The sequence below is a fragment of the Pseudoalteromonas sp. S327 genome (assembly GCF_005886415.1).
In the GTDB taxonomy this organism is placed as follows: Bacteria; Pseudomonadota; Gammaproteobacteria; order Enterobacterales; family Alteromonadaceae; genus Pseudoalteromonas; species Pseudoalteromonas atlantica.
The window spans coordinates 1-5428 of the sequence record NZ_PNDP01000084.1 but is presented as its reverse complement, the minus strand read 5'-3'; the positions used below and the strand labels follow the sequence as shown (position 1 = coordinate 5428).

Sequence of the window (5428 nt, the reverse complement as noted above, 5' to 3'; positions counted from 1 at the left end):
TAAACGAAAGCATGAGCTAACCACGTAGCAGCGAGTTTACCTCGCGTTTTATATTAAACTTTTTCGCGGCATAAAGCCGCTGCTACTGCTATTGTGGGCTTCGCACTTTACGCCAATAACGCGCCCACAAAACTCTAGCTACCCGCTACTATGGTATTAAAGCTGTCGTTGTCGTGTAGGCTAGCAAATGCACTTTCGTGTAGTAGCTCATTACGTAAGTTTGGCGAGTATTCAAGGGCCATTTTTATATCGGCTAATGCATCGGCATGTTTGTGTGTAAGTGCATACGCACACGCACGCTGCCAGTAGGCATAGCCGTAGTCGCTATCTATATCAATGGCTTGGTTACATAACTCAATGGCTTTGGCGGTCTCGTTTAGCTCTAATAATGCATCGGCTTTATAGGCAATGGCTTCTACATCCTCTGGCTTACGTTTTAAAATTTCGTCAAATATTTCTATTTTGTTTGCAAAGTCGCTTTCTAGGTTTGCGCGCATCCATAACGAGTGCACCTCGTTAGTGACCGATATACGCTCTTGGTTACTGAGTATTTCTTCTGAGCGTACACGCAGTTTTTCTTCAAGAATCTTTAAGCGATCTTCGTACTCGTCAGTGATCACACTGACACGCGTATTTACAATGTCTTCTACTTTATTTTTAACATCGCGCAGCGAGTTCCAGCCTACTAAAACCAAAATAGAGGCCGTAGCAGTAATAATAAAAAACACGTTATTAATAGTGTCGGTGGTGTAAATAAGCGCTCTGTCGGCGGTGTCTAATTGGGCGTGTGTAACTTGTTTTGTCACATCTTCGCGTAATTGTTGTTGGTCTTGGCGAACGGCTTTTAACTCATCAAGAATATAGCGTTCTAAAAGCGGTTTATACATGGGCTCATTTAATTGCGCTAACGCTTGTTGCTGTTGCTCTTCTGTTGGTGCAGCAGATTCTTGGGCATTAACAGTATTTAAAAGCGAAACAAAACAAACAAATAGAATAGTTATATAAAAACGCATGGGTACGCCTAGTTAATTATTAGTGACTAATCGCACTTTAACATGCAAGGCTTATTGGCACTAGGGCGTGTTGGCTTTGAACATTAAACAACTTAACAAAATCATACAACTGTTCACATAGCCTCAAAGGATTCTAAATTTTAGGCAAAAAAAAGCCAGCCCAATGTGGGCTGGCAAAACTGCTTAAAACAACAATAAATTGTCGCAGGGAAATAACAGGAGTGAGTGGTCATAATAATCAAGTTAATCTGAACATTTACTTAATTATTCAAAATAGATTTCAATAAGTTATAAAGTAAAGGTGCATTGGGCTTAGTAATGCACCTTTATAAACAACTTTAATTTCATGGTGAAGGGGGATATTCCAATGTGCGCTTAATTAAAAGCCACTTTCAAACCCTTCACATACCATTACGCGTTATCTATTTAATCCGATCACACTAATTGTGGTGTTTAAACTGTATTCATTAAACCAATGGTTTCAATCGATTTAATTCAAGTTAATACGCTGGCGAATGTAATATTAGGGGTCTATATTGTTTCAGCAGTAAATAAAAATTATGCGCAAAATTAATAAACCTTAGCGTGCTACTTTAAATGTAAGCGCTGGGGCTTGAGTAAAATAGTTAAACTCTTCATTTAAAGTAAGGAGCTGAAAATGAGCAGCACTAAATCGGGTCAATGTCCCGTAATGCACGGTAGTAACTCAGTTATTTCTAAAGTAAACACAGATTGGTGGCCAAATACTCTAAATTTAGACATTCTTCATCAGCACGACACAAAATCAAACCCCTACGGCACAGACTTTGACTACGCCGAAGCATTCAAATCTCTCGATTTAGACGCAGTAAAAGCAGACCTAAAAGCCTTTATGACCGATAGCCAAGATTGGTGGCCTGCCGATTGGGGCCATTACGGCGGCTTAATGATCCGCATGGCATGGCACTCTGCGGGTACGTACCGATTATCAGACGGTCGTGGTGGCGCAAGCACCGGTAACCAGCGTTTTTCGCCGCTAAATTCATGGCCAGACAACGCAAGCCTAGATAAAGCACGCCGCCTATTGTGGCCAATCAAGAAAAAATACGGTAACAAACTATCGTGGGCCGACCTATTTATTTTAGCCGGTAACATGGCATACGAATCAATGGGCTTAAAAATTTATGGCTTTGCAGGTGGTCGTGAAGACATTTGGCATCCAGAAAAAGACATTTACTGGGGCGCAGAAAAAGAATGGCTAGCACCGAGTGATGAGCGTTACGACAACGTAGAAAAACCCGACACCATGGAAAACCCATTAGCTGCAGTACAAATGGGCTTAATTTACGTAAACCCAGAAGGCGTAAATGGGATACCCGATCCGCAAAAAACCGCGCAGCACGTACGTGAAACATTCGCTCGCATGGCAATGAACGACGAAGAAACCGCAGCGCTTACTGTAGGCGGTCACACGGTAGGTAAAACCCACGGTAACGGTAAAGCTGAGCACTTAGGCCCAGAGCCAGAAGCGGCCGACGTACACGAGCAAGGCCTAGGCTGGAACAGCACTAAAGAAGGCGGCTTTGGTCGCAATACCGTAACGTCGGGCCTAGAAGGCGCGTGGACTACCCATCCAACAAAATGGGATAACGGCTACTGCCACTTACTATTAAACTACGAGTGGGAACTAACTAAAAGCCCAGCAGGCGCGCACCAATGGGAGCCTGTAAACATTAAAGAAGAAGATAAGCCGGTAGATGTAGAAGACCCATCAATTCGTTTAAACCCAATGATGACCGACGCCGATATGGCCATGAAGGTAGACCCAATCTACCGTAAAATTATTGAACGTTTTAACAACGACTTTGAGTATTTTTCTGATGTGTTTGCCCGCGCGTGGTTTAAACTTACGCACCGCGACTTAGGTCCTAAAGCGTGTTACTTAGGTAAAGATGTACCAAGCGAAGACCTAATTTGGCAAGACCCAATTCCAGCGGTTGACTACACCCTGTCTGATGATGAAATTAGCGAGCTAAAAGCACAAATTCTTGATTGTGGTGTAAGCGCAACTGATTTAATTACTACAGCGTGGGATAGCGCACGTACGTACCGTGGCTCAGACCGCCGTGGTGGTGCAAATGGCGCGCGTATTCGCTTAGCTCCGCAAAAAGATTGGCAAGGTAATGAGCCAGAGCGCCTAGCAAGCGTACTTAGCGCCCTTGAAAAATTTAAAGCTGGCTTAGCTAAGCCTATCAGTATTGCAGATTTAATCGTATTAGGTGGCACAGCAGCTGTAGAGCAAGCTGCAAAACAAGCTGGTGTTGATGTAACAGTACCGTTTGCGCCAGGGCGCGGCGATGCAACCGACGAAATGACCGATGCCGAGTCGTTCGAACCGTTAGAGCCAGTACACGACGGCTTTAGAAACTACCTTAAAGGCGACTTTAGCGTCTCGCCAGAAGAGCTACTTTTAGAGCGTAGCCAGTTAATGGGCCTAACAGCACCAGAAATGACCGTACTGTTTGGCGGAATGCGCGTGTTAGGCACAAACTACGCAGGCAGCAAACACGGCGTATTTACCGATAACGTAGGTGCGCTTTCTACCGACTTTTTTGTAAACTTAACCGACATGGCCAATAACTGGAAACCGTCTGAGCCAGGTGTTTACAACATTGTTGAACGTAAAACAGGCACCATAAAATGGACCGCAACACGTATAGATTTAGTGTTTGGTTCAAACTCTATATTACGTGCACTAAGCGAATTTTACGCACAAGACGACAACAATGAACGTTTTGTACATGATTTCGTAAATGCATGGGTAAAAGTAATGAACGCCGACAGATTTGATCTTAAATAAATCAAAATTATAGGCACAAAGGGGAGCAAAATAGCTCCCCTTTTTTATTGTCTAAATTTTAGTTCGTGGCCTTTAGGCACAGAGCTTGTTCAGGGTTGATGTACAGCTTTTCATTAATTGTAAATTAAATACCACCACCGAGGACACAGAGGCGCTTCGCGCTACACAGAGAAAACACGGTGATTGGTGAGCCATTTATCCTGCTCTTCTCATTCACTTCTCGGTGGTGACATAATCACTGTTAAACAAAAACAATGCGCACCTAAAAACTATGAACTAACCACGTAGCAGGAGCTTACCTTGCGTTTGGTATTAAATTTTTTCGCGGCATAAAGGCGCTGCTACTCATTAATTTCACCACAGACGGGGATTGGTTAATCACTTCTTCTGTTCTTCTCGGTGGTTAATTTGGCTTGTAAGCGCGAATCTTGTTCATACGAAAGGCAAAGCATCTCATTATTCAAACGATGTATTGCACAAAGAGAAAAAAATGAGGAGTGAAAGTTGTAGGCGCGAAGCTTGCTCGCGCAAGGTGCTTGTTACTTCTCTAAAGCGAAGCGCCTCTACACCTCTTTGCGATTGTATTGGTTTAATATTTACGCGCTATCGCTCGTTACGCCAGCAAGCTGTGGGTCTACAAGGTAAGGTATGGCTCTGGTGTTAATGTTAACATTGTGGGCACCAAGCTTGTTCAGGGGTGATGTGCTGCTTTTCATTAATTGTAAATTAAATACCACCACCGAGGACACAGAGGCGTTTTGCGCTACACAGAGAAAACACGGTGATTGGTGAGCAATTTTTCCTGCTCTTCTCCTTCACTTCTCGGTGGTGACATAATCACTTTTAAAAAAAGCAATGTGCGCCTACAAACTATGAGCTAACCACGTAGCAGGAGCTTGCCTCGCGTTTGGTATTAAATTTTTTCGCGGCATAAAGCCGCTGCTACTCATTAATTCAACCACAGACGGGGATTGGTTAATCACTTCTTCTGTTCTTCTCGGTGGTTAATTTGGCTTGTAAGCGCGAAGCTTGTTCATACGAAAGGCAAAGCATCTCATTATTCAAACGATGTATTGCACAAAGAGAAAAAAATGAGGAGAAAATGAGGAGTGAAAGTTGTAGGCGCGAAGCTTGCTCGCGCAAGATGCTAGTTACTTCTCTAAAGCGAAGCGCCTCTACACCTCTTTGTGATTGTATTGGTATAATATTTACGCGCTATCGCTCGTTACGCCAACAGTCTGCGGGTCTACAAGGTAAGGTATAGCTCCGGTGTTAATGTTAACATTGTGGGCTCCGGGCTTGCTCAGGGTTGATGTGCTGCTACTCATTAATTGTAAATTAAATACCACTACCGAGGATACAGAGGCGCTTCGCGCTACACAGAAAAAAAACGGTGATTGGTGAGCAATTTCTCCAGCTCTTCTCCTTCACTTCTCTGTGGTGACATAATCACTTTTAAACAAAAACAATGCGCGCTCGCATATTCAAACACCCACAAAAAAAGGCACTAAACAGCACCTTTTTAAAATGATTTAGGCTTTATTTTTAGTTTTTGAAACCTAAAAGCTTAAACCTA

At 43.2% G+C, this 5428-nt stretch carries 2 protein-coding genes; one reads left to right on the top strand and one right to left on the bottom strand.

The window, feature by feature from the left end; genetic code table 11:
• Positions 1-134 precede the first annotated feature (134 nt).
• On the bottom strand, positions 135-1013 hold the full coding sequence (locus CWB60_RS19675) for a tetratricopeptide repeat protein (RefSeq protein ID WP_024032988.1): 879 nt from the start codon (positions 1011-1013) through the stop codon (positions 135-137).
• A 658-nt stretch (positions 1014-1671) separates the two neighbouring features.
• Here CWB60_RS19675 and katG point away from each other — a divergent pair.
• Complete coding sequence (gene katG, locus CWB60_RS19670; protein WP_024032987.1) at positions 1672-3852, top strand: catalase/peroxidase HPI; 2181 nt, start codon at positions 1672-1674, stop codon at positions 3850-3852.
• The last annotated feature ends 1576 nt before the right edge of the window (positions 3853-5428 follow it).

Excerpts from the sequence above, each read along its gene's own strand:
- CWB60_RS19675 (WP_024032988.1), bottom strand. The coding sequence starts at position 1,013 with ATGCGTTTTTATATAACTATTCTATTTGTTTGTTTTGTTTCGCTTTTA.
- katG (WP_024032987.1), top strand. The coding sequence starts at position 1,672 with ATGAGCAGCACTAAATCGGGTCAATGTCCCGTAATGCACGGTAGTAAC.